Genomic DNA, 1610 nt, shown 5'->3' with positions numbered 1-1610 from the left:
AAATAGATATGCAGCGGATTATGAACAACCCGGACAATATCGTAGATGAGATGCTTAAAGGTTTTCTGAAAGCACATTCCGATATTGTAGAGAGCACAGAGAACGGAAGAGTTGTAAAAGCAAAAGACATCCCGGAAGGAAAAGTCGGAGTCGTAACCGGAGGAGGATCCGGACACAAACCGGCATTTGTCGGATATGTTGGAAAAAATATGTGTGACGCAGCAGCGGTCGGAGAGATTTGCTCTTCACCGACAGCAGCCGCATTCCTGGATGCATGCAAAGTAGCAGACCAGGGAAAAGGTGTTGCATGCTTATACGGAAACTATTCCGGAGATAACATGAATGTAAAGATGGCAGTGAAGATGGCAAAGAAAGCCGGAATTACAGTCAAAACGGTTGTAGCAAACGATGACGTAGCATCCGCACCGAAGGATCAGAGAGAGAAGAGACGAGGTGTGGCAGGCGAAGTGCTGATGTGGAAAGTCGGCGGAGCAAAAGCTGCAAAAGGCGGCGATCTGGACGAAGTTATCGCAGCTGCGCAGAAAGCCATTGACAATACAAGATCCGTAGGAATCGGTCTGACACCGTGTACTCTTCCGGCAGTCGGACATCCGAACTTCGAGATCAAAGAAGGAACGATGGAAGTCGGAATCGGACATCACGGAGAGCCGGGAATCGAAGTATGCCCGTTAGAGTCAGCCAATGAGATGGCAAAACGTATGGTAGACGTTGTCGTACCGGATTATCCGTTCGTAGAAGGGGACGAAGTTGTCGTACTCGTATCCGGACTCGGAGCAACACCGGTGATGGAACTGTATGTGTTGTATGATGAGATCGACAGACTCCTTACAGAAAAAGGAATCAAGACACATAAGGCATATGTAGGCAACTATTTCACATCCCTGGAGATGATGGGAGCAACCTTAACGGTCATGAAACTGGATGATGAATTAAAAGAGCTCATAGATATGCCGGCATACTCTATGGGACTGAAACAGGATTAGGAGGCTTTGTAAAATGGGAGCATTTAAAAACGCAGCAGGAAAACCGGTGCTGATGCGCATGGTAAAAGGAATCCAGGATAACAAAGCATATCTTGGGGAAGTAGACGGACTGATCGGAGACGGCGATCACGGAATGAACATGAACAAAGGATTCTCTGTATTTGAAGAGAGATTCAAAGATGAAGATATCAGTTTCTCCGAAGGACTGGACGAACTGGGAATGATCCTGTTAAATGAGATCGGAGGATCTATGGGACCGATCTATGGAACAATCTTCATGGACATGGCAGAAGCAGGAGAAGATCTGGATGAGATCACAGCGGCAGATCTTGGAGCAATGCTGGAAGCCGGACTGAACGGACTGTACGGAATCGTAGATGCGAAAGTCGGAGACAAGACATTAGTAGATACACTGGCGCCATCCGTGGACGTAATGAAAGCAGCCGGAGCAGAAGGAAAAGATTTCAAAGAAGCACTGGCAGAGATGAAGAAAGCTGCAGAAGCAGGACGCGATTCTACCAAGGACATGGTAGCAAAATTCGGACGTTCCAGCCGTCTGGGCGAGAGATCCAGAGGCGTGCTGGATGCAGGAGCAACCTCCTGCTG

General features: G+C 48.0%; 2 protein-coding genes. Both read left to right on the top strand.

Features of this window, described 5'->3' with window-relative positions; translation table 11 throughout:
* The first annotated feature begins 8 nt into the window (after positions 1 to 8).
* Entirely contained in the window at positions 9 to 1004 is a 996-nt protein-coding gene (locus H8S07_RS14210) for a dihydroxyacetone kinase subunit DhaK (RefSeq protein WP_021860018.1), read from the top strand.
* A gap of 13 nt (positions 1005 to 1017) precedes the next feature.
* A partial coding sequence (dhaL, locus tag H8S07_RS14205; RefSeq protein WP_186856271.1) for a dihydroxyacetone kinase subunit DhaL occupies positions 1018 to 1610 on the top strand: 593 nt, incomplete at its 3' end.

The organism is Dorea hominis, from assembly GCF_014287705.1.
Lineage (GTDB): Bacteria > Bacillota > Clostridia > Lachnospirales > Lachnospiraceae > Dorea_D > Dorea_D hominis.
This window is presented reverse-complemented; position numbering and strand designations above follow the sequence as displayed.